At 70.5% G+C, this 26,880-nt stretch carries 21 protein-coding genes and 1 pseudogene; 4 read left to right on the forward strand and 18 right to left on the reverse strand.

Features of this window, described 5'->3' with window-relative positions:
• Window positions 1–136 precede the first annotated feature (136 nt).
• Window positions 137–2,578: pseudogene (locus tag BFF76_RS21610) on the forward strand (RICIN domain-containing protein); the annotation flags it as partial.
• A gap of 74 nt (window positions 2,579–2,652) precedes the next feature.
• The gene (locus tag BFF76_RS21615) at window positions 2,653–5,004 is read left to right on the forward strand and encodes a glycoside hydrolase family 2 (protein ID WP_065848877.1); all 2,352 of its coding nucleotides are present in this window, start codon (window positions 2,653–2,655) and stop codon (window positions 5,002–5,004) included.
• A gap of 75 nt (window positions 5,005–5,079) precedes the next feature.
• Here the strand turns inward: BFF76_RS21615 and BFF76_RS21620 are convergent, their stop codons facing one another.
• The 3 genes from BFF76_RS21620 to BFF76_RS21630 all read right to left on the reverse strand — a co-directional run bounded on the left by BFF76_RS21620 (window position 5,080) and on the right by BFF76_RS21630 (window position 12,082).
• Window positions 5,080–6,057: a phosphotransferase family protein gene (locus BFF76_RS21620; protein WP_031098842.1), complete on the reverse strand. Its 978-nt coding sequence runs from the start codon at window positions 6,055–6,057 to the stop codon at window positions 5,080–5,082.
• 90 nt (window positions 6,058–6,147) lie between these two features.
• Window positions 6,148–9,474, reverse strand: a complete 3,327-nt coding sequence (locus BFF76_RS21625; RefSeq protein WP_065848878.1) for a LamG-like jellyroll fold domain-containing protein — start codon at window positions 9,472–9,474, stop codon at window positions 6,148–6,150.
• A 172-nt stretch (window positions 9,475–9,646) separates the two neighbouring features.
• Window positions 9,647–12,082: a GH92 family glycosyl hydrolase gene (locus BFF76_RS21630; RefSeq protein ID WP_065848879.1), complete on the reverse strand. Its 2,436-nt coding sequence runs from the start codon at window positions 12,080–12,082 to the stop codon at window positions 9,647–9,649.
• 295 nt (window positions 12,083–12,377) lie between these two features.
• On the opposite strand from BFF76_RS21630, the gene BFF76_RS21635 reads away from it, so the two are divergent.
• On the forward strand, window positions 12,378–12,911 hold the full coding sequence (locus tag BFF76_RS21635; protein ID WP_051834760.1) for an SMI1/KNR4 family protein: 534 nt from the start codon (window positions 12,378–12,380) through the stop codon (window positions 12,909–12,911).
• A 47-nt stretch (window positions 12,912–12,958) separates the two neighbouring features.
• Here BFF76_RS21635 and BFF76_RS21640 read toward each other — a convergent pair whose 3' ends face one another.
• From BFF76_RS21640 to BFF76_RS21655, 4 genes are all read right to left on the reverse strand, one after another.
• A complete protein-coding gene (locus BFF76_RS21640; protein WP_065848880.1) occupies window positions 12,959–14,854 on the reverse strand; it encodes a rhamnogalacturonan lyase in 1,896 nt (631 codons plus the stop codon).
• A 37-nt stretch (window positions 14,855–14,891) separates the two neighbouring features.
• Window positions 14,892–15,227, reverse strand: coding sequence for a YkvA family protein (locus BFF76_RS21645; protein ID WP_031098835.1), 336 nt, complete (start codon window positions 15,225–15,227; stop codon window positions 14,892–14,894).
• A gap of 41 nt (window positions 15,228–15,268) precedes the next feature.
• Window positions 15,269–15,526 (reverse strand): WhiB family transcriptional regulator, encoded by a 258-nt coding sequence (locus BFF76_RS21650; protein WP_031098834.1) that lies wholly within the window; start codon window positions 15,524–15,526, stop codon window positions 15,269–15,271.
• A 123-nt stretch (window positions 15,527–15,649) separates the two neighbouring features.
• Entirely contained in the window at window positions 15,650–16,504 is an 855-nt protein-coding gene (locus BFF76_RS21655) for a helix-turn-helix domain-containing protein (protein ID WP_053930037.1), read from the reverse strand.
• Between the two features lie 120 nt (window positions 16,505–16,624).
• On the opposite strand from BFF76_RS21655, the gene BFF76_RS21660 reads away from it, so the two are divergent.
• A complete protein-coding gene (locus BFF76_RS21660) occupies window positions 16,625–17,140 on the forward strand; it encodes an ATP-binding protein (protein ID WP_078850752.1) in 516 nt (171 codons plus the stop codon).
• 16 nt (window positions 17,141–17,156) lie between these two features.
• On the opposite strand, the gene BFF76_RS21665 is transcribed toward BFF76_RS21660, so the two are convergent.
• The 11 genes from BFF76_RS21665 to BFF76_RS21715 all read right to left on the reverse strand — a co-directional run bounded on the left by BFF76_RS21665 (window position 17,157) and on the right by BFF76_RS21715 (window position 26,700).
• The gene (locus BFF76_RS21665) at window positions 17,157–17,855 is read right to left on the reverse strand and encodes a ribonuclease H family protein (protein ID WP_065848881.1); all 699 of its coding nucleotides are present in this window, start codon (window positions 17,853–17,855) and stop codon (window positions 17,157–17,159) included.
• 150 nt (window positions 17,856–18,005) lie between these two features.
• Window positions 18,006–18,503, reverse strand: coding sequence for a peptidylprolyl isomerase (locus tag BFF76_RS21670; RefSeq protein WP_031098825.1), 498 nt, complete (start codon window positions 18,501–18,503; stop codon window positions 18,006–18,008).
• 149 nt (window positions 18,504–18,652) lie between these two features.
• Window positions 18,653–19,171 (reverse strand): lamin tail domain-containing protein, encoded by a 519-nt coding sequence (locus BFF76_RS21675; protein ID WP_053930035.1) that lies wholly within the window; start codon window positions 19,169–19,171, stop codon window positions 18,653–18,655.
• A gap of 339 nt (window positions 19,172–19,510) precedes the next feature.
• Window positions 19,511–19,744, reverse strand: coding sequence for a hypothetical protein (locus tag BFF76_RS21680; protein WP_031098821.1), 234 nt, complete (start codon window positions 19,742–19,744; stop codon window positions 19,511–19,513).
• Window positions 19,745–19,850: 106 nt separating this feature from the next.
• Entirely contained in the window at window positions 19,851–20,741 is an 891-nt protein-coding gene (locus BFF76_RS21685; protein ID WP_031098820.1) for an SDR family oxidoreductase, read from the reverse strand.
• Window positions 20,742–20,941: 200 nt separating this feature from the next.
• Window positions 20,942–21,364 carry a DUF6221 family protein gene (locus BFF76_RS21690; RefSeq protein ID WP_031098818.1) on the reverse strand — a complete coding sequence of 141 codons (423 nt, stop codon included), beginning with the start codon at window positions 21,362–21,364 and terminating at the stop codon, window positions 20,942–20,944.
• A gap of 249 nt (window positions 21,365–21,613) precedes the next feature.
• On the reverse strand, window positions 21,614–22,519 hold the full coding sequence (locus BFF76_RS21695; protein ID WP_065848882.1) for a PfkB family carbohydrate kinase: 906 nt from the start codon (window positions 22,517–22,519) through the stop codon (window positions 21,614–21,616).
• Entirely contained in the window at window positions 22,516–23,505 is a 990-nt protein-coding gene (locus tag BFF76_RS21700; RefSeq protein WP_031092654.1) for a zinc-dependent alcohol dehydrogenase family protein, read from the reverse strand. Before BFF76_RS21700 ends, BFF76_RS21695 begins: the two co-directional genes overlap by 4 nt.
• Window positions 23,505–24,383: a carbohydrate ABC transporter permease gene (locus tag BFF76_RS21705; protein ID WP_031092656.1), complete on the reverse strand. Its 879-nt coding sequence runs from the start codon at window positions 24,381–24,383 to the stop codon at window positions 23,505–23,507. Before BFF76_RS21705 ends, BFF76_RS21700 begins: the two co-directional genes overlap by 1 nt.
• Entirely contained in the window at window positions 24,380–25,345 is a 966-nt protein-coding gene (locus BFF76_RS21710; RefSeq protein ID WP_065848883.1) for a carbohydrate ABC transporter permease, read from the reverse strand. Before BFF76_RS21710 ends, BFF76_RS21705 begins: the two co-directional genes overlap by 4 nt.
• Window positions 25,342–26,700 (reverse strand): ABC transporter substrate-binding protein, encoded by a 1,359-nt coding sequence (locus tag BFF76_RS21715; protein WP_031092659.1) that lies wholly within the window; start codon window positions 26,698–26,700, stop codon window positions 25,342–25,344. The genes BFF76_RS21710 and BFF76_RS21715 overlap by 4 nt, the downstream gene beginning before the upstream one ends.
• Window positions 26,701–26,880: the final 180 nt, after the last annotated feature.

Here is a 26,880-nt window from a genome sequence, read left to right on the forward strand (position 1 = left end):
GACATCAGTTTTCCAACGTTGCACACCAGTTGTCGTGCCGCCGGGTCCGGACGCGACGGCCACCTTCGCCATGCGCCGGCCCGGTCCGGGCCGGTCACCCACCCTGTCCGGCAGAGCAGAAGCGGAGTCCCCCACGATGCCCCTGAACCGCAGACAACTCGTCACCGGCGCCCTGGCCACCGTCGCCGCGGCCACCGCGGCCGGCCGCTGGGCCACCACGGCGACGGCCGCCGGGGGCGTGATGGCCGCCGCACGCGGCGGCCACTACTCCCCCAACGCCGCCCCACTGCACCCGACGGCCTTCCTGAGGCTGCCGCCCGGACGGGTCACCGCCAAGGGCTGGCTGGCGGGCCAGCTCCGGCTGCAGCTCGACGGTCTCTGCGGACGCTACGAGGAGTTCTCGCACTTCCTCGACTTCGAGGCCTCCGGCTGGGTGCGCCCCGACCGGGGAGGCTGGGAGGAAGTCCCCTACTGGCTGCGCGGATACACCGACCTGGCGATCGTCACCGGTGACGCGACGGCGCTGGCCGCCGCACGCCGCTGGATCGACGCGGTCCTCACCACCCAGCAGTCCGACGGCTTCTTCGGCCCTAAGGCCCTGCGCACCTCGCTGAACGGCGGCCCGGACTTCTGGCCCTTCCTGCCCATGATCCAGGCACTGCGCTCCTGGCAGGAGTACGACGGGGACAACCGGATCATCCCGTTTCTGAGCAGGTTCTTCCGCTACATGAACGCACAGGGCCCCGGCGCCTTCAACACCAGCTGGATCGCGCTGCGCTGGGGCGACGGCCTCGACAGCGTCTACTGGCTCTTCAACCGCACCGGCGACACCTTCCTGCTCGACCTCGCCGACAAGATCCACCGGTACGGCGCCGACTGGGGCGACAACCTCGTCAATCCGCACAACGTCAACATCGCGCAGGGCTTCCGCGAGCCCGCCCAGTACGCCCTGCGCAGCGGCTCGCAGCAGGACACCCGGGACACGTACGGGACGTACGCCAGGGCCATGGACCAGTACGGCCAGTTCCCCGGCGGCGGCTTCGCCGGGGACGAGAACGCCCGTCCCGGACACGGAGATCCCCGGCAGGGCTTCGAGACCTGCGGGATCGTCGAGTTCATGGCGAGCCACCAGTTGCTGACCCGGATCACGGGCGACCCGCTCTGGGCGGACCGCTGCGAGGAACTGGCCTTCAACTCGCTGCCCGCCTCGCTGGACCCGTCGGGGAAGGCGGTCCACTACGTCACCGGTGCCAACAGCGTCGACCTGGACAACGCGCCGAAGCGGGACCGGCAGTTCCAGAACGGCTTCGCGATGCAGGCGTACCTGCCGGGCGTCGACCAGTACCGCTGCTGCCCGCACAACTACGGCATGGGCTGGCCCTACTTCGTCGAGGAGCTCTGGCTCGCCACCCCGGACGGCGGTCTCGCCGCGGCGATGTACGCGGCCTCGGAGGTCACCGCGAAGGTCGCCGACGGCACGGAGGTCACCTTCACCGAGGAGACCGGCTACCCGTTCACGGACACCGTGACCCTCTCCCTCAGGTCCCCGGAGCGGCTGCGTTTCCCCCTGGTCCTGCGCGTGCCCGCCTGGTGCGCCGAACCTGACATCCGGGTCAACGGGCGGCGGGTCACCGCCCCGGCGGGCCCCGCCTTCACCCGGATCGAACGGACCTGGTCCGACGGCGACAAGGTCACCCTGCGCCTGCCGCAGCGGACCACCCTGCGCACCTGGGCGGACACCCACGGCTCGGTCAGCGTGGACCACGGGCCGCTGACCTACTCCCTGCGCATCGGGGAGACCTACGAGCGCATCGGCGGCACCGAGCAGTTCCCGGAGTACGCCGTCCACGCCACCACCCCGTGGAACTACGGTCTCGTCGTGGACGGCGCGCGGCCCGCCGCCTCTCTGCGGCGCCGCTCCACCGGTCGCGCCCCCGGCGACAACCCCTTCACGCTGGAGGGCACCCCGCTCGTCATGACCGCCCGGGCCCGCCGCATACCCGAGTGGAGCGCCGACGACGAGCACGTGGTGGCGCCCCTCCAGCCGAGCCCCGCGCGCAGTACCGAGCCGGTCGAGGAGGTCACGCTCGTCCCGATGGGCGCGGCGCGGCTGCGGATCACGTCCTTCCCGACGGCGAGCCCGGACGCGGCGCCCTGGCTCGCGGACCGCTGGTACCGCATCGGCAACCGGAACTCCGGCAAGGTGCTGGGCGTGGACGGCATGTCCACCGCGAACAGCGCCCACGTCGTCCAGTTCGGCGACACCGGGACGGCCGACCACCTGTGGCGTCTCGTGGCCAACGGCGACGGCTGGTACCGCATCCGCAACCAGCACTCCGGCAAGGTGCTCGGCGTGGACCTCATGTCCACGGCGAACAGCGCCCACGTCGTGCAGTACGACGACAACGACACCGCCGACCACCTGTGGCAGCTCGTGCCCGACGGCGGCGGCTGGTACCGCATCCGGAACCGCAACTCGGACAAGGTGCTCGGCGTGGACGGCATGTCCGGCGCCGACAGCGCCCACGTCGTGCAGTACGACGACAACGGAACCAGTGACCATCTCTGGCAGCTGCTCCGAGCAGCGGCCCCCACCGGCCCCCACGCCGCCCCGGTGTGGGGAGTTCTTCCCTCCCCCGAGGAGATACGGGAATGAAGTCCGCACCCGCACCACGCCGTCGCACCTGGTGGAGACGGTTAACCACCGGAACCGGCCTGCTGGCCCTGCTCGCCACCGCGCTCGTGGGAGCCGGCACGGCCCCCGCGGCGGCCGCACCCGCCGCCTGGACGCCGAAGCCGGCGCCGATGACGACGCCCTGGACGAACCAGGTCCCCGTCGACAACCCCCTCCCCGAGTACCCGCGCCCCCAGCTGACCCGGCCCGACTGGGCGAACCTCAACGGCATCTGGGACTTCGCGGTCACCGGCCGCGACGCCGGACAGCCCGCGTCGTTCTCCGAGCAGATCAGGGTTCCGTTCGTCGCGGAGTCCTCGCTCTCCGGTATCAAGCGCAGGATCACCGAGAACGACAAGCTCTGGTACAAGCGCACCTTCACCGTGCCGTCGGACTGGAACGGCCGCCGGGTCGTGCTCAACTTCGGCGCGTCCGACTGGCAGAGCACCGTCTGGGTCAACGGCACCCAGGTCGGCGCCCACAAGGGCGGCTTCGACTCGTTCTCTTACGACATCACGCCGCAGCTGGGCGGCGGCACGAACACCGTCGTCGTCTCCGTGTACGACCCGACGCAGACCGGCGGCCAGGCCGTCGGGAAGCAGCGGATCAACGACGTGAACCCGCATCCGGGCGGCGGGATCTTCTACACCGCGGCCTCCGGCATCTGGCAGACGGTCTGGCTGGAGCCCGTCGCGGCCTCGCACGTCACGCGGCTGGACATGACGCCGGACCTCGGCAACAGCACGCTGCGGGTGAAGGTCAGAGCGGCCTCCGCCGGCGGCCGGACCGCGCGGGTCACCGTCTCCAGCGGCGGCACCGTCGTGGGTACGGCGACCGGGGCGGCCGGCACCGAGATCTCCGTCCCCGTGCCGAATCCCCGGCTGTGGAGCCCGGAGGACCCGTTCCTGTACGACGTGCGCGCCGACCTGCTCGACGGGACGGCCGTGGTCGACACGGCGGGCAGCTACGCGGGCATGCGGTCCATCGGAGTCGCGAAGGTCGACAACATCCTGCGCCCCGTTCTCAACGGGAAGTTCGTCTTCCAGACCGGCACGCTCGACCAGGGCTACTGGCCCGACGGCATCTACACGGCGCCCACCGACGCCGCTCTCAGGTCCGACCTCCAGGCGCACAAGGACCTCGGGTTCAACATGGTCCGCAAGCACATCAAGGTCGAACCGCAGCGCTGGTTCTACTGGGCGGACAGGCTGGGCCTCCTCGTCTGGCAGGACATGCCCGCGATGGACACCGGGAAGACGCCCGACGGCGCGGCACGGACGCAGTGGGAGGCCGAGTACCACGCGGTCATCGACCAGCACCGGAGCTCGCCGTCGGTGGTCATGTGGGTCAACCAGAACGAGGGCTGGGGCCAGTACGACCAGGCCAGGATCGCCGACGAGGTGAAGGCCTACGACCCGTCCCGGCTGGTCAACAACATGAGCGGGGTCAACTGCTGCGGTTCCGTCGACGGCGGCAACGGCGATGTGATCGACAACCACATCTACGTCGGCCCCGGCAACACCGCGCCCACCGCGACCCGGGCCGCCGTCCTCGGCGAGTTCGGCGGGCTCGGGTACAAGGTCCCGGGCCACGAGTGGTATCCGGGCGGCGGCTTCAGTTACGAGGACCAGGCGAGCCTCGGCGCACTGGGCAACCGGTTCGTCGGGCTCCTGGACGCCATCCGCGTCGGCCAGCTGCCGGCCGGGCTCTCGGCCTCCGTCTACACCGAGATCACGGACGTCGAGAACGAGGCGAACGGGCTGCTCACCTACGACCGCCAGGTGGTAAAGGTGGACACCGGACGGGTGAAGGCGGCCAACCAGGCCCTCATCCAGGCGTCCAGGACACCCGCCCCGCCGGTCACCCTTCCCACCGGCCAGTACAAGTCGCTCCGGGTCACCACGCCGGGGCACACGACGAAGTACCTGCGGCACTCGCAGGGACTCGCGTACACGGCGGTCGTCGACAGTGGCAGCAGCGCGCTGGTGAAGAACGACGCCACCTGGAAGGTCGTCACGGGCCTCGCGAACAGCAACTGCTATTCGTTCGAGTCCCGCAACTACCCCGGGGAGTACCTGCGGCACCGGGACTTCCGGATCCGCCGGGACGCGAGCGACGGCTCGGCTCTCTTCAAGGCCGACGCGACGTGGTGCGCGGTCGCCGGTCAGGGCGGCGTACGGCTGTCGAGCGCCAATCTGCCCGGCAGCTACCTGCGCCACATCGGCTCGGAGGTGTGGCTGGCCACTCCCGGCGGCGGTCACGCCTGGGACAACGCGGCCACCTTCGCCGAGGACACCACCTGGGCCGTGGACGGCCCCTGGGCTCCCTGAGGTGAGCTGCGCCGGGCCCGGTTCTGCGTCCTGCGTCCTGCGTCCTGCGTCCTGCGTCCTGCGTCCTGCGAAGAGTCAGGCGTATCGGTGGAAGAGGGCGTGGAGGTAGTCCTCGAGCCGGCTCGTGAGCAGGGCCGTCGTCAGGTGGGTGTGTCCCAGCTCGCGCCAGGGCCGCGCGACCTTCTCGACGTTCGAGAAGGCGAGGGCGTCCAGGACCCGCCAGTACAGGTGAGCCGAGGGATCACCGCTCAGGACGCCTCCGGCTGCTACGTACCGCTCGGCGAGCCGCATCGCTTCTTCCGGGCCGTGCAGGAGAGCCAGGGCCGTGGAGCAGTGGGCCACGTCGAGGTCCGCCGGCCCCATGGACGTCTCGACCCAGTCGACGACTCCGGTGATCCGGGTATCGGTGCCGTAACCGCTGAAGAGCACGTTCCCGGGGTGGAAGTCACGGTGCAGGAAGCAGGGCCGGTAGTCCGGGGGGTCGCGGCGGATGACGTCGACGGCGCGCTGCCACAGGTACGAGCGTTCCGTCGCTTCGGGCGGCCTCACCCGTTCCGGTGAGGTCCAGGCCTCGTACACACGCGGCCGGGCCCCGGCCGGGACACGTACCCGGTGGATGCCGACGAGTTGGCGCGCCAGGAGCTCCGTCCGCAGTCCCGCGTCCTCATCACCCAGGCGCACCGTGCCGGGCAGCAGCGTCATCAGCAGCGACGGATGGTCGCAGTACCGCGCGGTCGCGTCCACGGCCTCGAACCCGGCCACCGGCACCTCGGTCCGCGCGAGGAGCCGCAGGATGTCGGCCTCCCGCGTGAGGAGGCCCTCCGCGTGGCGGACGAAGAAGGGTTCGGTGAAGGACCGCAGCACGAACCAGCGAGGTTCGCCGGGTCCGCCCACGCGCAGGCGGCGCATCTGCGAAGTCCACCCGCCACGCAGCCGTTCGGCCGCGACCACCGGCCGGCCCTCGCCCACCTGCTCCTCCACCCACGTGCGCGTACGGGACCAGCCCCGGTCGTCGACGACGCCGGGCTCCGTGAAGGCGACTTGTTCGTCCATGCGCACAACCTACCGACCAGGGCCGGCGCGGAGCTCCCGGCAGTGAGGCGCGTGCGCACACTGCCGGGAGCGGCCCTGCGGGGGTGTTCCCTACGGCTGTTCGCCGTCGTGGAGTGCGGTCACCTCCTGGTCGGTGAGCGCCTTGTCGTAGACCTTGACCTGGTCGACGGAGCCGTTCCAGAAGTCGACGTTGCCGCCGGACCACTTGGCGCGGCCCACCGCGAGGGAGCCGGTGCTGACGTCGGCGGTTCCGGCCGCCGCGGTGGAGGCGAGCTCGCCGTCGACGTACAGCTTGATCTCGTCACCGCTGCGTACGCCGACCAGGTGGTACCACTGGCCGAGTTCGGGCTTGATCTCCAGCCGGGCCCGGTGGGCGCCCGGGGTGGAGAAGGCGAACCCGCCCTGCCCGTACTGGAGGTAGAACGGGTTCTCCTGGCGCCGGCCGTCCTGGCTGACGACGGTGGCGTAGTTGCCGGGCAGCGCGTCGAGCGACGCCCAGGCGGAGACGGTGTAGTCACCGGTGGTGTCGACGACCGGGCCGTCCGTCTCGGCGTACTGGCCCTCTCCGTCGAACTTCAGCGCCGAACCCTGGACTCCGGGCGTCCAGGACGTGCCCTCGGAGAGGGTGAGGTCCTTGTGGTTCGGGCCGCTGTCGGCGGCCCTGGTGCCCTGGTTCTCGTCCAGGGACCAGCCGCCACCACCCTTGATCCCGTCCCGCTCGCCCGCGGCGGCACCGGCCGCGATGACCTCCTGGTTGATCTTCCGCACCTTGGCGGCGTCGACCTTGATCTCCCGGCGGTCGTACGTCCAGAGCCCGTTGAGCTCGTTCTCCAGGTCGGTCACCTGGGTGTAGATGGAGCCGGAGAGTTCGGCTCCGGCCGCCTCCAGGTAGTACGTACGGGTGTTGTCGACGTACTTGGCGGTCAGTGCGTCCTTGTCGGCGACGCCGCTGTAGATCGCGGTGGGGGCACCGGGCCACATACGGCCGGGGATCCGCAGGGTGAAGCCGCCGTGCTCACCGTCGATCGCGGCTCGCGTCTCATCGGGGAAGGCCGGGTCGGTGTTGTTGTAGTCGTGGTGGTCGATGATGTCGCCCTTGCCGGAGTCACCCTTGCTGTTGCAGCAGTTGACACCGCTGTGGGCGCTGACGACGCGTGACGGGTCGGCGGCCTGGACCTTCTCGGTGATCCTGCCGGTCTCAATGCGGTCCCACTCGCCCCAGCCCTCGTTGAAGACGATCCAGGCGCCGATCGAGGGGTAGTTGTGCATCTGCTCCATCATCTCGGCACCCTGGTCGAGGAAGGCCTTGTGGCCCTTCTCACCGGTGAGGTTGCCGGAGACGAAGTCCTGCCACACCAGGAGGCCCAGCTGGTCGGCGTGGTAGTACCAGCGCGCGGGCTCGACCTTGATGTGCTTGCGGACGGAGTTGAAGCCGAGGTCCTTCTGCGCCTTCAGGTCGAAGACCAGGGCGTCGTCGCTGGGCGCAGTGTTCAGACCGTCGGGGTAGAAGCCCTGGTCGAGCTGGGCGAGGGAGAAGAACGGCTTCCCGTTGAGGACCAGCTTCTGGTAGCCGCCGACCTCGGCGACGCCGAAGGAGCGCATCCCGAAGTAGCTGTCGACGGTGTCCTCGGAGCGGCCGTCCTTCAGGGTGACCTCGAGGTCGTACAGATACGGGTCGTCCGGCGTCCAGAGGTGCTGCTTGGCGACCGGGAGGCTCAGCTCGCTGTTGGCCGGGCCGGTGACGGTGCCGACGGCCTTGCCCTTCCTGTCGCGGGCGACAGCGGTGACGCGGGCGGACTTCGAGGCGCCCTCCGAGTTGACAGTCAGGGCGAGCCGGCCCTTGTCGATGTCCGGCGTGGTCTTCAGGGAGTCGACGGCGGCCGGAGCGACGGGCTCCATCCAGACGGTCTGCCAGATACCGGAGGAGGCGGTGTAGAAGATGCCGCTGGGGTTGGCGGACTGCTTGCCCGTGGGCTGGTCGGCACCGGTGGTGTCGGTGACCGCGACCACGATCTCCTGGGGGCCGCCGCCCTTGAGCGCTTCGGTGATGTCGGCGCTGAAGGCGGTGTAGCCGCCGGTGTGCTCGGCGACCTGCTTGCCGTTGACCCAGACCCGCGCCTGGTAGTCGACGGCGCCGAAGTTCAGCTTCAGCCGGTCGTCACTGCTCCGCTTGCCGACCGACCACTTCTTGGGCACCGTGACGAGCTTGCGGTAGAACATGTGGTCTTCGTGGCGCTCGAGTCCGGAGAGCTGGGACTCGACGGGGTACGGCACGGTGATGCGCTCGTCGAGCGACTTGCCGAAGACCGGCTTCTCACCTGCGGTGGCTCCCGCGAACTCCCACGGTCCGTTGAGGTTCTTCCAGTCGTCGCGCACCTGCTGCGGGCGGGGGTACTCGGGGAGCGGGTTCTTGCGGTCGGCCTTCTCGCCCCACGGGGTGAGCAGCCGGTGCGTCGAGAGGTTCTTCGCCCTGCGGCTGATCTCGGGGACGGTCTCGTCGCCGTTCTTCAGGCCGGCCTCGCCGTCGTAGACGAACTTGACCTGCTGGCCCTTCTGGACGGCCGCGCCCAGGGTGACGACGAGCGCCTTGCTGTTGCCGGGGACCCTGGCGACCGACTTCACGGGCATCGGCGTGGTGTCCGCCTCGACGTCGAGGTGGTTCTTCACGTCCTCGATGCCGCTGACCTCGTGGTCGAAGGCGGCCTGCAGCTTCAGCCCGTTTCCGGCGACGCTCAGCCCGACCGGGTAGACCTCGAAGTCGGCGGGCGGGGTGAAGGCGGACTCGGGGACGATCTGCCTGGCGAGCTTCGCGCTCGACCAGCGCAGGAACATGTTCGCCCCGCCGGTGTCCTGGAACATCTCCAGCCGGAAGGTGTGCTGTTCACCGGCCTTCAGCGTGACCGGAGCACTGGTCTGCTCCTTGTCCCAGTCCGGCTCCCAGTGGTCGATGACGGCCTTGTCGTCGATGAAGAGCCGGAAGCCGTTGTCACCGATGGCGGCGAAGGTGTAGTCGCCGTCCTCCGGGGCCTCGATCTGCCCCGTCCAGCGGGCGGTGGTGTGCTCGGTCTTCCCGGTGGCCGATTCGAAGGCGCCGGTCAGCCCTGGGAAGTTGATGTCGGGGTCGAGCGCGGTGGCGCCGAGCTTCGCGAAGTCACGGGCACCGGGGGCGGACATCGCGAAGTACTCGCCCTTGAGGCCGTGCACCTCGGTGGAGGGGTTCTCCGCCGTCACCGCGGAGGCGGAGGCGGCGCTCGCGGCGGGGGCTGCGGCAGCGGCCGGGACCAGGACGGCCCCCACGGGGAGCAGCAGCGCCGCCGTACAGGCGAGCGTTCTGAGAATCGTGCGCGGGCGGACTGGTTGTCGTATCAAGGCGTCGTCCTCGTCGAAGAAGCCGGAGTGCTCCGGACCGCGAAGCACTGCACATAGTCGAACATTGAGCCACAGCCCCAAACACCTGACAACGGTCGTGCACGCAGAATTTTCAACGATAGAAAAACGACCCCCTTCCGGTCCCCGGCAGCGGGCAGGCGTGATCCGGTGGGCGGCGTCGCGCCGCCCACCGGATCGCGGTTCAGGGCCGGTTGGTGTGCTACTGCGGAAGACCCGCAGGCCCCGTGGCCCAGGACGTGTTCGGCCGGTCGGCCAGCCGGTAGGTCAACGACCCCCCGCCGGTGACCAGTCGGGCGTCCGTCCAGGACCTGTCGCTCGCCCGCCCGTCGACCTTCACCGCGTCGATGTACGGATGTGTCGCATCGGCCTGCGGAGCGCTGATGCGGATGTCCCCGCCCTGCGGCCGGTCCAGCACCGCTGAGGGGAAGAGCGGCGCCCCGAGCAGCATGGTGGCGCTGCCGGGCGTCTGCGGGTAGATGCCCAGGGCGGAGAAGACGTACCAGGCCGACATCGTGCCGAGGTCGTCATTGCCGGGCAGACCGCGTGGGCCGGTCCCGTAGACCGTGTTCACGATCTCGCGCACGGTCTCCTGGGTCTTCCACGGCCGGCCCAGCGCGTTGTAGAGCCAAGGGGCGTGGATTCCGGGCTCGTTGGTGGGGTCGTAGCGCAGCGCGTCACCGCCCTTGACCGACCAGGAGCCGTCCGCCGTGTGGAAGAAGGCGTCGAGCCGCTTCGCCGCCGTCTCCCTGCCGCCCATGGCCTCCGCCAGGCCCTGCACGTCCTGCGGGACCATCCAGGTGTACGTGGCGCTCGTTCCCTGGGCGAAGCCCTTGTCGCTGCCGGGACTGAAGGGGGTCACCCAGGAGCCGTCGAGGTTGCGTGCCTGGATGTAGCCGGTGGTCCCGGCGCCGTCGCCGGCCCGGGGGTTGAACACGTTGCGCCACCAGAGGCCGCGCTCCTCGAAGGCGTCGGCTTCCTCGTCGCGTCCGAGCAGCCGTGCCCATCGGCCGAGCGCCGCGTCGGCGACCGCGTCCTCGAGGGTCTCGGCCGCACCGCCCCAGCAGTGGCAGACGTCCTGGGCCGCGTAGTGGGATTCCAGGTACTGGGCGAGGTTGGGCCGCTGGCCGGCGCACTGGCCGGGGCACCCCGCGTCGGAGAGGCCGTCGGGGTGGGGCACCGTGGCCTGGCGGGCCAGGGATTCGAATGCGCCCTCGTAGTCGAAGTTGCGCACCCCCATCGCGTAGAACGTGGCGAGGGTGGCGGCGGTGGGATCACCCGTCATCACGTGCGTGGCGCCGTTGACGTGCACCCAGCGGTCCCAGACACCGCCGTTCTGCCGCGCGAAGTTGTACAGCGACTGGGCGAAGTCCCCGGCGATCCTCGGCTTGAGGAGTGCCAGGAGCTGGATCTGGGCGCGGTACTGGTCCCAGCCGGAGAAGTTGCTGTACTGGGCCTTCTGGCCGCGCGTCACACGGTGCGGCTTCCCGTCCATGCCGGGGTAGCGGCCGTCGGTGTCGCTGATCAGGTTCGGCTGCATCAGAGAGTGGTACAGCGCGGTGTAGAAGGAGGTGCGCTGCGCGTCGCTGCCGCCGCCGGTGCGCACGGAGGAGAGCTCTCGGTCCCATGCGGCGGACCCCGCCCGGGCGACGTCGTCGACGCTCGCCCTCGGGGCGATCTCCTTGCGGAGGTTGGCCTCGGCGCCGGCCTGGCTGACGTAGGAGATCCCGATCCGCATACGGACGTCGTCGTCGGCCGCGGTGTCGAAGCCGACCCAGCCGCCCGATCCCCGTCCCGCGCGGTCGGCTCCGGTGGCGTATCCCTCGCCACCGCTCGCGCTCGTCGCACCCGGCGCGAGGGTGCCGTCCTTCCAGGTGCCGTTGGAGGAGAACGCGCGGTCGAAGGACGCGCTGAAGTAGAGCCGGTAGTAGCTCTTGCGGTTGTTGGTCCCGCCGTTGGCGCGCCGGCCGCAGAACGCCCCGGTGAGCACCGAACCGGTCACCTTCCGGTTCGCGGTGTCGATCTCGACCTCGGCGTCCTCGCTGCCGTTGAGGGAGTTGGACACCCGGAAGAGCAGGTTGGCGGGCTTGCCCGCCGGGAAACTGAAGTCGGCCACGCCCGCCCGCTCGCTCACCGCGAGGTCGGCGGTGGCGCCGGAGTCCAGTTTGACGGTGTAACGGCCGGGCACGGCACGCTCGTTGTCGTGGGAGAAGCCGGACGCGTAGACGGCGTCCTTGGTGTCGGCGGAGGGCGAGGAGGTGACGTCGCCGACGAACGGCATGACCGGCACGTCACCCGCGGCGCCCGGGTTGCATCCTGCGCCGTTGACATGGGTGAGGCTCAGCCCGCGCATGCGGGTGACTCCGTACTCGTAGCCGTTGGCAGCCCCGGTGCTCGTCTGGTCGCCGGTGGTGCTGGTCGGCGACCAGGCGATCATGCCGTACGGGCGGACCGCGCCGGGATAGGTGTTGCCGCCGTTCGCCGTTCCGATCATCGGATCCACGTACGCCGTGGGACGCGTGACGAGCGCGTCGGCCTGGGCGGCCGGCGGCGTGACGGCACCGGCGAGCGCGCCGGTGAGGACGATCGCGGCGGCGCGTGCGGCGAGGCGCCGGGCCGCGGACGGTCTGGAGGGCATGTTCTCGGATACCTCCGACAGATGTGGACAACGTTGTCAGCATCGCACGGACACGGCGTGCGGCGTTGATCGATTCGCGGCCGAGCGTAGGCGCCCACGGCGTGCGTGGGAATGCCGCGGACGGATCCGGCCGGTGAACGAGCCGTGAACGGGCCTCGGCACCGCCCGCGCCGCGTCCCCCGAGAACAGCGATCCCTCGCCCGGCACCGATGCGCGTGGAGGCGGCGGCGGCAGGCCGTCCCGACAGTGCGGCGCCCGCAGGCATGGCGGCCGCGCCGCAGCATAGGGTGCGGCCATGGCACGATTCGACGAGGTCAGAGCCACGTTCTGGGAGGACGGCCGGCACGGAGTCCGACCGGCCCTGACGGACGAGGCCGTACGGGAGGCCGAAAGTGTGCTCGGCGTGGCCTTGCCGGCCGACCTGCTCGTACTCCTGCGGGCTCGGAACGGCGGCGTCGTGTCCTCGGAGCGAGACGCGTTCCCCACCACCCGCCCCACGTCCTGGAGCGAAAGCCACGTCCCGTTCGACGAGTTGACGGGTATCGGGGAACACGCCGGAATGACCTCCCTGCTCGATTCCGCGTATCTGGTGGAGGAGTGGGGGCTGCCGTCACCGATCGTGCTCCTGTCCGGCGACGGGCACACCTGGATCGCGCTCGACTACCGCTCGTGCGGCCCGTACGGCGAACCCTCGGTCACCTGGTTCGACGTCGAACGCGACGAGGAACTGGCGTTGGCCCCCGACTTCCGGTCGTTCGTCGAGGGCCTCACCTCCGAGGGCACCTTCGACGTGCCGGCCGCACCTGGCCCGGCGCAGTTCCGAGCGTGAGCCGGCAGGGCCCACCCACCGGGGCGGGACCTGCCGGCTCCGGCGCGCTACGGCGTGGTGACGCTCGGCCGGGGCGCGGTCGCCATCCCGCTGCCGATGGCGAAGCTGGGATGCGGCGGCTGGTTGTAGGCGGTGTTCTGCCAGGCCAGCGCGGTCCGGTACATGGTGTCGTGGAGCAGGGTGGTGATCTTCGTGCCGGTCTCGTACGGCGTCGAGTAGATCCGCAGCGCCGTGTTGTTGGTGGTCGGCCAGACGACTTCCTCGCGCCAGTCGCCGAAGAGGTCGCCGGATATCGCGGGCGTGGCCTTGGTGCCGTTGCCGGAGTGGACCGAGGCCCCGGTCAGCAGACGGGTGTCCGCCGACGTGCCGTACTTGTCGATGCGGGTGCCGTCGAGGAGTTCGCGGGTCGTGTCGCCGTCCCACCAGGACAGGAAGTTGGAACTGGACGGCTTGCGGCTGGTGACCACGTCGCCCTTCGGGCCGCGCACACCGGAGACGGCGGAGGACCAGGACTCGGCGCCGGCACTGCCGGACCAGATGTCGCCGGACACGCCCCGCCCGTTGTCCCCGCTCGCGGGGGTGGACCAGAGGATCTGACCGGTCCTGGCGTCCGCCATCCACGAGGACGGCTTCGAGCTGTCCTCGTCGACCTTGAACTCCTCCAGGCCGGCCCTGGACGGATCGAGGTCCCCCACGTGCATGGCGTCTCCGTGGCCGTTCTTCGTCGTCCACAGTCCGCTGCCGTTGTCGTCCACGGCCATCGCCCCGTAGATGATCTCGTCCTTGCCGTCACCGTCGGCGTCCGCGACGGACAGCTGGTGGTTGCCCTGACCGTCATACCCCTTGCCGGAGTTGGTCGAGCTGTTGGTGTCGAAGGTCCAGCGCCGGGTGAAGGCCCCGCCGCGCCAGTCCCAGGCGGCGATGACGCTGCGCGTGTAGTAGCCGCGCGCCATGATCAGGGAGGGCCTGGCACCGTCCAGATAGGCAGTGCCGGCGAGGAAGCGGTCGACCCTGTTGCCGTAGGAGTCGCCCCATGAGGACACCGTGCCGCGCGCGGGCACGTAGTCGACGGTGCCCATCGCCGCGCCGGTCCTCCCGTTGAACATCGTCAGGAACTCGGGTCCGGACAGGACGTAGCCGGAGGAGTTGCGGTAGTCGGCCGAGGAGCTGCCGATCACCTTCCCGGCCCCGTCGACGCTGCCGTCGGCGGTCTTCATCGCCACCTCGGCCCGGCCGTCACCGTCGTAGTCGTACACCTGGAACTGGGTGTAGTGCGCGCCGGAGCGGATGTTGCGTCCGAGGTCGATCCGCCAGAGCCGGGTGCCGTCGAGGCGGATCCCGTCGATGACCGTGTTGCCCGTGTAGCCCGACTGGGAGTTGTCCTTGGCGTTGGTGGGCTGCCACTTCAGTACGAAGTCGAGGGCACCGTCGCCGTCGAGGTCGCCGACGGAGGCGTCGTTGGCCTCGTAGGTGTAGGCGACCCCGTCGGGTGTCGTCCCGCCGGCGGGCGGGCTGATGGGCACGTCCTTGTATCCGGCGCGGAACTGGATCGCGTGCACCGAGTCGCCCTGTTCCACGCCGCCGACGACCGCGCGCACCGTGTAGTCGGCGGTGGCCGGCGCGCCGGAGTGGAAGTAGTTCGTCGAGGCGGTCACGGGCGACGTGTTGACCTTGGTGCCGGCCCGGTAGACGTTGAACGACACGTTGTCCGGGTCGGTACCGAGCCAGCGCCAGCTGACGAGGTTCCCGCTGTCGGTGTGCACGCTCACGACACCGCGGTCGAGCGCCTCGGCCTGCCTGGCGGTGGCGGCCTGCGAGGCCGGGCCGAGCGCTACGAGCCCGCCTGCGGCGAGCAGCCCCGCCGCCAGAGCGCCGATCAGCGCGCGGGTACGGGTGGTACGGCGTTTGCGGCGGGAACGGGGGTGGGGAAGCAGAGGCTCCACGGGAGGCACCTTCTGGCAGGGGACGGCTTACGCCCCCTCAGTTGCTCCCGGAAGCCGAAAGGTTGCCGCCCGGTTCCGTTCGCGTGGCCTTCGGCCCACGCCTCAGGCCGGCCGCGTGCGCCGCGGTGTGCAGCGAGCGCAGCGCGAGCAGCAGGAAGCCGATGTCGTCGAGGTAGACGGGGTCCGGCAGAAGGTCGACGGGCGACACGGTGTAGATGACCGCCGCCCACACGAGCGCCTTGTTGCGCAGGGGGATGCCCGCGTCGACGAGGAGCTTCCTGGCGCGGATCACGCGTACCAGGAGGACGGCGGCGGCACCCGCCATGAGCAGGAGTGCCAGCGCGCCGATGATGAGCCAGACCGAGGTGTCCATGGCTCATCGTCTCCCGGCGGGGCGGCCGTGGCCAGGAGGTGTCACCCGTGGCTCCTGGCGTGCTGCCGGGCGCGACGGCGCTTCAGGGCGCGGCGTTCGTTCTCGTCCAGGCCTCCCCAGACGCCGGAGTCCTGTCCGTTCTCCAGGGCCCATGCCAGGCATTGCTCCCGCACGGGGCAGGTTCCGCAGACGGCCTTGGCGTCCTCGGCCTGTACGAGCGCGGGGCCGGTGCTGCCGATGGGGAAGAACAGGTCGGGGTCCTCTTCGCGGCACGCCGCGTGCATGCGCCAGTTGTCCATGTCTCTCACTCCTTCTCGCAGGGGCGGTGCGTCGGTCTCTGCTGGATTCCGCTTCGTTCCCGGGTTCCGTACTCTGCGCGTGACCGTCATCGGACGATCGAAACCACAACGAGGCGACGGCCTTCAACGGTTCCCGGTGCCCCGGCCGTCCTCCGGCAGGGCTGGGCCCGGGGGCGGGGCGGCCGTGCACGCGGCGTCCAGCCTGATGCGGTAGTCCATGACGGCGGCCGGTTCACCGATGATGTCCACCCCGGCCCCGGGGGTTTCCAGGACCACACGGTCGCCGATCTCCGGGGCCGGGGCTCGAAGCAGGTGTATCGGCGGGACGCCGGTCATGGGGTGCGGCGGGAAGTCGAGGGGCACCACCTGCACCGTGAGGTGCTGCCGTTGCGCGGCCTCCTCCAGCACCGCCCGCTGTTCGGCCATCACCGCGGCACCGCCGACGCTCGTGTGGAGGGCGGCGGCCGGGAACAGGGCCCACAGCGCCGCACCGCGATCCTCCAGCCGCCGCTGCCGCTCCGCCAGGAGTTCGAGACGGCCCTCGCGCCTCGACGCGGGATCGGCGGTCAGGGTCCGGCACAGGGCCGCCTCGTAGGCAGGGGTGCGGAGCAGCTCCGGGACCAGTGCCGGGTGCCAGGTCCGGATGAGCGCGGCGGAGGACTCGATGCCGATGACCTCCTGCTGCCACGGCTCCATCGCGTCCCGCCACCGGTGCCACCAGCCCGGCAGGTTCGCGGCGGCGAGGCCCGCCATGATCGGCTCGGCCTCCATGGCCGACACCTCGTAGCGCTCCAGGAGGACGCGCACCTGGTGGGGGTCGAGCCCGGTCTCGGCGCGCTCGATTCGGCGGACGGTGGCGGGGTGGGCACCCAGTGCCACGGCTGCCGCCTGGAGGCTTACGCCCGCACGTTCCCGCAGCAGTCGCAGGCGCGCCGCCAGGACGCGGTGCTCGACGGTGGGGCCGGATCGGGGCCTCATCCACGTACCTTCCTCGCATGCGCCGATGCGGTGCGGTTTCCGGGGCGGGCAGACTCAGAAACGGACCATTCCGGCATTCTGCCTCTTGCAAAGTATGCACTTTGCACGGAGAGTACGTACATGTCGGAAATAGTCGCGAGCGCGCGCCAGGCCCCGGAGAGCTCGGGTCGACGCGCACAGAACTGGTGGATCCCCCGCGCCGCCCGGAGTGTCCCCCTGACGAGGCACCGGGTGCAGAAAGCCATGCGGAGCTGGGGGGAGCCCGACGAGCGCGTCGAGACGGCGGCCCTGGTCGTGACCGAGCTGGTCACCAACGCGGTGGAGCACACCGCGGGCCGGCGGATCCGCTGCCGCCTCGTGCGGACCCCCGGCCGGGTGCGCATCTGCGTGTGGAACCGCGGGCGGCGGCACGCTCCGGGGCTGCCCGGACCACGCTCACCGCAGTCCGCCAACCCGCCAGCAGGCGAACCTCATGGCGCGGGCGGCCCGGGTCCGGTGGCCCTCGACGGGATCGACGGCTTCAGCCTGGCGTCGGTGGCCGAGGACGGCCGGGGTCTGATGCTCGTGGACATGCTGGCGACGCGATGGGGCACCCGCACCAGCGTGTCCGGCCGGCTCGTCTGGGCCGACATCTGAGCCGTTCCGCGACGGCTCAGGCGAGCGCCGCCCGGCACTCCGGGTGGCCCCAGCCGTTCGGATTCCTGGCGATCATGTCCTTGGCCGCATAGGGCTTCCCGCAGTGGCATCGGCCCGCGAACTTCGCCCGGATCGTACCGCCGGAGCGCGTCCGGCCCGTGGAGCCGCCCGCGGTCCCGCCGTCGGCCGCCCCCGCCGTCCGGCTCTTCGTCGAGCGGGCCGGGGCCGGGACGGGCATGTCAGCCGTGCCGTACGCCGTACCCGCCGCCTGCTGGGAGACGGCCACCTCACTGGCGGCCTGGTCGGCCAGAGCGTTGAGCGGATCGCCGCCCACCTGGTGCGCCGGCACGTAGCGGAAGGTCACGCTGCGGCTGCTCAGCAGCTCATCGATGCCGGTCACCAGTTCCCGGTTGGCGACCGGCTTGCCCGCCGACGTCTTCCAGCCGTTGCGCTTCCACCCCGGCAGCCACTTGGTCACCGCGTTCATCGCGTACTGCGAGTCCATGCGCACCTCGACGGGCACGGCGGGATCCGTCGACTTCAGCAGTTCCAGCAGGGCGGTGAGCTCGGCGACGTTATTGGTGGCCGTGCCCAGAGGGCCCGCTTCCCACCGCCGGGGGCTCCCCTGGCCATCGGCCACGACCCATGCCCAGGCCGCAGGCCCCGGATTGCCCTTCGATGCCCCGTCACACGCGGCGATGATGCGCTCTTCCATGCCCCGATCATGCCAGCACGGAAGGCCGGGACACGATCGAGTCGCGCCCTGACGGCCTCGCCCCGGAGACCGGTCGGCCGCCGGGCCGGCCGCGGGGACGGCGCGGGGCTCCCGGCCCGTGGAAACCGGCCGGGAGCCCCGTCGCGTGCCTCAGAGAACGCCGGACTCGGAGACGGCGATCTTCGCCTTGGTGCTGCCGTTCGAGGAGCCGTACGTCTCGATCTTGCGGACGAGCTCCATGCTCGCCTCGTCGGCGACCTCGCCGAACACGACGTGCTTGCCGTCGAGCCACGGGGTGAGGACCGTGGTGATGAAGAACTGCGAGCCGTTGGTGTTCGGGCCGGCGTTGGCCATCGAGAGCAGGCCAGGCTTGTTGTGCTTCAGGGTGAAGTTCTCGTCGGCGAACTTCTCGCCGTAGATGCTCTTGCCGCCGGTGCCGTTGCCCCGGGTGAAGTCACCGCCCTGGAGCATGAAGTCCGGGATGACCCGGTGGAACGGCGAGCCGGCGTAGCCGTAGCCGTGCTCACCGGTGGCCAGCGCGCGGAAGTTCTCCGCGGTCTTGGGGGCAACGTCGTCGAAGAGGTTGAACACGATCCGCCCAGCGGGCTTCTCGTCGATGGTGATGTCGAAATACGCCTTGATGGTCATGGGTCCATCCTGACATCACTCAACGCCCCCCGATGCACAGACCCCGCCCTACGGCGGCCGTGGGCTGCACGAATGCGGCGCACCACGGGGGTGAGCCGTGGTACGCCGTTTCAGTCAGGGAGAACGCCGCTTCCCCCTACCGCCGCTGATCAGCGGTTGCCGCGGTGACCTCCGTCGCGGTGGCCGCCGTCACGGTAACCGCCGTCGCGGTACCGGCCCCAGGACTCGGAGTCGATCCTGTGCCCGCGGTTGTCGCGGAGCGTCGCGGTGTCCCTGCTGTCCCAGACGTAGTGGCGACGGTCCTGGTACACGTCGTGCCGGGTGTCACGGCCGACACCGGTGTGGACGCGGACGGAGGAACGGGCCGGCAGCCGCAGGTCGAACCTGTACGTCCGACGGCTCTCGTCACTGAGCGTCCAGCCGCGGAGGTTGACGGAGTGACGGCTCGTGTTGGTGACGGTCACCCACTCGGCGTTCAGGCTGCGGTTGGAGCCGTTGTCGCGGCCGGGGCTGTCGTACTGGATCTCACCCAGGACGACCGCCGAGCGGTGCGACGGCCGGTTGTGACCGTGGTCCCGGCCATCGGCCGATGCCGGCAGAGCCGCTGCGGCGAGCAGGGCGCCTGAGGCAAGAACGGTGGCGGTGATCCGTCGTGCGGAACGGGACATGGAAACCCCTCATCATGCAGGCCCGGAATGGAGTCCCGGGCGTTTTCCGACCCCGGCGTCGTGCCGGGAACGCAAACTTTGTCCCGCTTTCCCGGTGGCCGAAAGGCGCCCTGGTTCGTGTGACGAGATGCGGACATTTCTGTCACACACGACTGCATGCGGCATGAATCCCGACAGTCGTAGACCTGTCAACCGTTGATCATTGCACCGACCCTTTCGAGGGGGCCGTTCACACAGTCATCACATCTCGTTCACCCTGAACCCACCCCCCTGCACCCCTGCCCGGACCGCTCGGATCCGTGTAACAAATGCGACAGCGCTTACTGGACAAAGGTTTCATTACCGTCGGGAAAGAAGCGCGTGCGTTCGAGCCTTCAGCATCCAGCGCGAAGGGGCGAGACGGACGCGCTGTCCTCCGCCGGTGACCAGTGCGTTCACGGGTGCCATCGGATCCAGGGCCATGGTCCTGGCCATGAGGACGCCGACGGCCAGCGGGAGCAGGGCCACGGCCAGGGCCGTGCCGGCACTGGTCAGGTTCTGGATGCGGGGGCGCGTCGGCGCTTGGGGGACCATGGTTCCCATTCGACCAGCGGGCGCGCGTTCCGGAATCGGGTCACGTACTCATACGCGCCGCTCCCCCGTACTCAGTCCAACCCGGTCCGCTCCGGAGGGGGCGGATTCAGCCGTCCGCCCTACGGCTGCCCTCGGCGTCGGCCCGTCCGCCGGCTCCGAGGAGCCCGGTGGCCACGAACTGGGTCCTGCGCTCCAGCTTCGGCAGCTCGCGCTTCGAGAGCGCGGTGACGACCGGGGGCATGGCGGCACGCACCAGTTGCGTGGCGCGGAGCCACGCGGGCACGTACACGGCGGCACTGCGCCGTTCGGCCGCCCGCACCATGGCACGTGCCACGGTCTCCACCGGGTAGACCTTGCGCGCGGGCCTCGGCATGTGTGCCCGCAGCTCGCGCAGGACGGGGTGCTGGTCGGCGTCGCGGATCATGTCGGTGTCGGTCCAGTTCAGATAGCCGATCCCCACCCCGACGTGCTCATGGGCGAACTCGGCGCGAATCGCGTGCCCGAACGACTCCACACCGGCCTTGGAGGCGCAGTAGGCGCTCATCAACGGCGCGGCACCGATGGAGGCCAGCGATGCGATCTGCAGGTAGTAGCCCCGGGTCGTACGCAGGTGGGGCAGGAAGGCGCGCGCGGTGATCGCGCTGCCGATCAGGTTCACCTCGATCACGCGTCTCCAGGTCGCCGGGTCGGACTCGGCGAAGGGGCCGCCCTCGGCGAGCCCCGCGTTGGCGACCACGACCGAGGCGTGCCCGAGCTGTTCCCGGACCTCGTCCGCCACCTCCGCCATGCGGGCGTCGTCGGTGACGTCGGCCTCCCAGCACCGTGCCGGACCGGGGAGCGTGTCGCTGACCTCGGCCAGCGTCGACTCCTCCCGGCCGATCAGCGCGACCGTTGCGCCCCGGTTCGCCAGTTCGCGGGCGATGGCCGCGCCGAGGCCGCGTGCGGCGCCCGTCACGACGGCGACGCGGCCCTCCAGAGGACCAGCCGTGCCCGTCATACGCGTCTCCTCGCGGTCGGCCCCGAAGGCGCTCCGTCCAGCCGGTTCGCGAACGGACAGCGCATGGAGCCCAGCATTCCGGATGGCCGCTCGCCCCGCGAGGCGAGCCGGTGCGGCGGCGTTCCGGAGCGCGGGCCGCAGAAGCTGCCGGCAGACCGCCGGTCACACGGATGCCGGCGGCCGGCCTCAGGACGGCGTCCTCACTCCGGAGGGGAGGGCGGGCCCCAGTGGGAGAACCGGGGCAGCCACTTCACCCGGTAGTCCGGATGCCCGGCGTGCTCCGCCGCCGTCTGCCGCACGACGAACCCCAGCCCGACGGCGCGGCCCGAGGTGAAGTCCTGGGCCGGGCGGTCGGTGTCCAGGACCGCGATCTCCTCGTACTCGTCCAGGAGGACCCTGGTGGTCTCGATGCGGCGCAGGGTGCGCGCCGGGTCCTGGAAGACGATGTGCCGGTCGTAGGCGCGCGACCGTACGACGAACGCGATACCGCTCGTGCGGTCGTGCACCTCTCCGGGTGTCTCGGCCGGCGTCCGCCAGCCGTCGCCGCCCGCCTCCCGCGCGATGTTCTCCTCGTCGGCGAGGCGTGCCCGCACGAATGCCAACAGGTCCGAGTTGTCTGCCATCTGGTTCCGAATCCTTCTCCGTCACAGACCGCGGCGGTAGATCCACTCACCGCCGCGGGCCCGCTCTGCCCGTCCAGCAGAGGATGCCTCACCTGCCCGCCGGAGACGCAGTCCACACGGGATGCGTTCCGGATGACGGACATGAGCGCCCGGTTGTGACGGCTCGGACGGGCGGACCAAACCCGGCGCCCGGTGCCCTCGCCGCCGGCGGCGAGGGCACCGGGCTGACGCTCGGATGCCTCGTCCCTGTCAGTCCACGGAGGGCTCCGTGCCCGCCCGCGCGCAGACCGAGGCTGCGGCCCGGGAGGCGAAGGCCAGCATGTCTCGTAGCTCCTGGGGCCCCGGTGTCGCCGTGAAGGCGCCGAGGGCCCCCATCCGGCTCAGCAGGCCCGCGGCGAACGCGTCCCCCGCACCGATCGTGTTGACCACCTCGACCGGCGCGGCCGCGACGGACACGGGCGGTGCCGTCGCTGTGTACGCCGTACTGCCCCGGGCGCCCCGGGTGAGAACCACCAGCCGGCCTCCGGCCGCCAGCTTCCGGCAGGTCTCCTCCGGATCCTGCCCCGGCCACAGCCTCTCCAGGTCCTCGTCGCTGGCCTTCACGACATGGGCGAGGCCGCACAGCTCGCGCAGCGCCGCCGAGCCGTGGTCCGCCCCGAGGGTGCGGTCCTGGCGGACGTTGGGGTCCACGACGAGCAGGGAGTGCTCGGCGGCCGCGAGGGCGGTCGCCCGTACGGCGGTTGCCGCCGGTTCGACGACGGCCGCGAGGCCGCCCACGTACACGGCTCCGAACCCGGCGGCCCGCGCGGAGAGGTCCGGCAGCCGGAACGTCGCCGTGTCCTGGAGGTGGAAGTGGTAACCCGTTCCACCGGCGTCCGGCTCGGCGACGGCCAGCGCGGTGGGCAGACCCGAGCGTCCGCAGAGCGTGAGGTCGACCCCGGCGTTGCGCAGCCGTTCCTCGAGCATGCGGGCGAAGCCGTCGCCGCCGAGACCGCCGGCGAACGATACGGAGGTGCCGAGTGTGGCCAGCCCGACGGCGACGTTGGCCGGAGCCCCGCCGGACTGGGCGGTCCGCACGCCGCCGTCCCCGGCGACGGGGACGAGGTCGACGAGTGCCTCGCCGAGCACGAGGACGGCGCCGGGCCCTCCCGTCACGGCTCGACCACGATCTTGCGGCCGATGCCGGCCTTGAAGCGGTCGATGGCCTGCGGGTACTGCGCGAGCGGAAGCCGGTCACTGATGAAGACGGCCGGGTCGAGGACTCCGGTGGCGAAGAGCGCGGCGGCTCGTTCGTAGCTGTGCAGGACGGCCATCGAGCCGGTGATGGTGATCTCCTGGTTGTAGATGCGGTACGGCTCGATCACCGCCGTCGTCGCGTAGTCGGCGACCCCGAACTGGAGGAAGGTTCCTCCCTTGGCGACGCGTCCCAGGCCGTCCTGGATGGCCGCGGCGTTGCCCGTGGCGTCGATGACGACGTCCCAGCCACCGGGCCGGTCGAGTTCGTCGGCCCCGGCCGCCGACCGGGAGCAGCCGAGGAGAGCTGCCGTGGCGAGGCGGTCGGGGTTGACGTCCAGGACGTCCACACCCGCCGCCCCGGTGCGCTTGGCGAGCTCGAGCATCATCAGGCCCATGGTCCCGGAACCGTAGATCAGTACCTCGGCACCGAGGGTGCTGTTCAGTACGTCGTAGCCCCGGACCGCACATGACAGCGGCTCGATCAGGGCGGCGTCCTTCACGTCGATGTGCTCCGGCAGCCGGACGCAGTTGGCGACGGGGGCCACCGCGTACTCGGCGGCGCCGCCGGAGACGGTGACGCCGATGGCGGCCCAGCGTTCGCAGAGGTTGCCGCGTCCGCTGCGGCAGTAGCGGCACTCGTGACAGTGCAGGGAGGGGTCGACGGCGACCCGGTCGCCGATGGCCAGCTCCGTGACGTCGCGTCCGAGGCCGACGACCTCCCCGGCGAACTCGTGGCCGGGGACGAGGGGCAGCGTGGGCGCGAACTCGCCCTGCAGGATGTGCAGATCGGTGCCGCAGAGCCCGCACGAGGCTACGGACACGACGACCTCGCGGGGGCCGGGCGTGGGGTCCGGGACGGTCGTGACGGAGACCTTGCCGGGGGCTTCGACGATCGCTGCCTGCATTATTTCACTGCTCCGAGAGACAGGCCCTGGACGAGTTTGTCCTGGGCGGCGTAGCCGGCGGCGAGCACCGGCAGGGACACGACGACGGACGCGGCACACAGCTGGGCCAGGAAGAGGCCCTGACTGGTGACGAACCCGGTGAGGAAGACGGGTGCGGTCTGGGCGACGACACCGGTGAGCACCCGTGCGAAGAGCAGTTCGTTCCAGCTGAAGATGAAACAGATCAGGGCGGTCGCGGCGATGCCCGGCGCGGCCATGGGCGCGACCACCCGGGCCAGGACGGTCGGCAGCCTCGCGCCGTCCACCTGAGCGGCCTCGATGACGGACACCGGCACGTCCGCGAGGAAGGACTGCATCATCCAGACCGCGATCGGCAGGTTCATCGAGGTGTAGAGCAGGACGAGGAGCCAGATGTTGTCCAGCATCCCGGCGTTCTTGGCGAACAGGTAGACGGGGAGGAGACCGGCGACGACGGGCAGCATCTTGGTGGAGAGGAAGAAGAACATGACGTCGGTCCACTTGCGGACGCGCCGGATGGAGAGGGCGTACGCCGCCGGGAGCGCCAGCAGGAGCACCAGGACCGTGGAGAAGAAGGAGGCGCCGAGGGAGTTGAGCAGTGGCGGCCAGGGGGTGACCCCGGTGTCGGCGCCGAAGAAGGCCCGGTAGCCGTCGAGGGTGAGCGGTGCGAAGAGGGACGGCGGGTTTGTCGCGGCGTCCGGTTCGGCGTGCAGCGAGGTCAGCAGCATCCAGAGCGCGGGCAGGCAGAAGGCGAGTCCTGCCGCCCAGGCCAGCAGGCCGAGCGCGGCGGAGCGCCGCCTGGCCCTGCGCAGGACGCGTCGCACGGATGGGGCGGGCGCGGGGACGGTGGCGGTGGTCATGCGCGGTTCGCCTCCTCACTGAAGAGGGACGAGACGGTCCGGAGCGCGAAGGTGGCGATGATGATCGTGCCGATCACCACGACGACTCCCGCGGCGGACGCCAGTCCGTATTCGTGGGCCTGGTAGAAGGTCTGGTAGATCGTGTAGGGAAGGTTGGCGGTGCCGAGTCCGCCGGCGGTGATCGTGAACACGGCGTCGAAGTTCTGCACGATGTAGACGGCGCCGAGCAGGACCCCGAGTTCGAGGTACCGGCGCAGGTGCGGCAGGGTCAGGTAACGGAAGGTCTGCCAGGCGCTCGCCCCGTCGAGGCGTGCGGCCTCGACGACCTCGGCGGGCCGGCTCTGGAGGCCCGCGAGCAGGATCAGCATCATGAACGGCGTCCACTGCCAGACCAGCGCGGCGACGACCGCGAGGAGCGGCATGTCCGCGATCCAGTCCGGCTGGCTCGGCGTCGTGTCGCCGAAGAGCTCCCCCACCCAGCTCAGCGCGCCGTTGAGGAGTCCGTACTCCGGGTTGTAGAGCGCGTGCTTCCACAGCAGCGCGGCGGAGACGGGCACGATCAGGAACGGTGTGATGAGCAGGGTGCGGACCATGCCGCGGCCGAAGAACGTACGGTCCAGGAGCAGCGCGAGTGCCAGTCCGATGACGACGGTGGCGATGACGACACTCGCGGTCAGCAGGATCGTGGTGAGGACCGAGTCGCGGAGCGCGGCGTCGGTGAAGACCGACGCGTAGTTGTCGAGTCCGTTGAAGGAGCGTTTGTCGGGGTTGAGGGAGTTCCAGTCGAAGAGCGAGATCACCAGGGTCGCCACGAACGGCAGTTGGGTGACGACGATCAGGAAGACCAGGGCGGGCAGGAGCGGGGCCCTGGTGGCCCAGGCCCGGGGGCCGGTCCTCCTGCGGGCGGGAGCGGCGGGTGGCCGGGGTGGCGACTGGGGCGTGGTGCCGACTGCTGTGGTCATCGGTACTCCTTGGCGACCTGCTCGGCCAGCTTCTGGGAGGTGGCCAGCGCCTGGTCGACGGACTGGCGGCCGGCGATGGCCGCGCTGATCTCCTGCGCGACCCTGGTGCCGAGATCGGTGAACTCGGGGATGCCGACGAACTGGATGCCGGGCACGGGGCGCGGCTGGGTGCCCGGGTTCTTCGGGTCGGCGCCGGAGATGGCCTGCTCGGTGACGTCGGCGAAGGCGCCTGCCGCCTTGAGGTATTCGGGGTTGTCGTAGGTGGAGGCCCGCTTGCCGGCCGGTGCGTTGGACCAGCCGCTGGATTCGCCCACGAGCGACTCGTACTCCTTGCTGGAGGCCCAGGAGACGAACTTCCACGCGTCGTCGGACTTCTTGGATGCCTTCTGGATGCCCCACGCCCAGGTGTAGAGCCATCCCGAGCTCTTGGTCTCCTCGACCGGCGCGGGTACGTAGCCGATCTTCCCCTTGACCGGGGAGCCGTCCGCCTCGAGGGAACCGGCACCGGCCGTGGCGTCATACCACATGGCGGTCTTGCCCTGCGTCATGTTGTTGAGGCACTCGGCGTACCCGGCCTGGGAGGCACCGCGTTCCCCGTGCTCGCGCACGAGGTCGACGTAGAACTTCGTGGCCTTCTTGAACTCGGGCGAGGTGAGCCGGGGTTCCCAGTCCTCGGTGAACCAGGTGCCGCCCATGGTGTTGACCACGGTGGTGAGCGGGGCGATGAGCTCGCCCCAGCCGGGCAGTCCACGCAGACAGATGCCCTTCATGCCGGGCTCGGCGCCGTCCGCCTCCGCCGCGAGGCCGGCCACCTGTTTCCAGGTGGGGTGCGCGGGCATCGTGAGACCCTTCGCCTCGAAGACGTCCTTGCGGTACATGAGGAAGGACGACTCCCCGTAGAAGGGTTCGGCGTAGAGCTTGCCCTCCGCGGTGAGCGACTCCCTCAGGGGTTCGAGGATGTCGTCCTGGTCGAAGGCGGTGTCCTCGGCGGCGTAGCTGTCGAGCGGGTGCAGCCAGTCGTTCTTCGCGAAGAAGGGCACCTCGAAGTTGCTGATGGTGCCGACGTCGTACTGCCCGGCCTGGTTGGAGAAGTCCTGGCTTATCTTGTCGCGGACGTCGTTCTCCGGGAGCACGGTGAAGTGCACCTTGATGCCCGTCTCCTCGGTGAAGTGCTCGGCGGTGAGCTTCTGCAGCTCGACCATCTGCGGGTTGTTCACCATGAGTACGTTCAGTGCGTCACCCCCTCCGAACGCGGTGCCGCCCGCTCCGGCGCATCCGGCGGCGAGGAATGTCATCACTGCCGTGCCCGCGACCGCACGCACGCGGGTCCCACGGCGTCGTTGCTGGTGGGGCATATGTTCTCCTGATCGGTCGTAGCGGCTCGTGGATCGATAGCCGTGCCCTCCGGGTCTCCTGTCGGTTCCGGGCATGGCGGGGCTGCCCTCCGGCCTCCGACGGGAGCGGGGAGGCGAGCGGGGTGGGGTAGGTGCGGGCGGGTCCGGGGCCCGCTGTCGGGTGGGGTCAGACTCTGATGA

The organism is Streptomyces mutomycini, assembly GCF_001700505.1.
GTDB lineage: Bacteria > Actinomycetota > Actinomycetes > Streptomycetales > Streptomycetaceae > Streptomyces > Streptomyces mutomycini.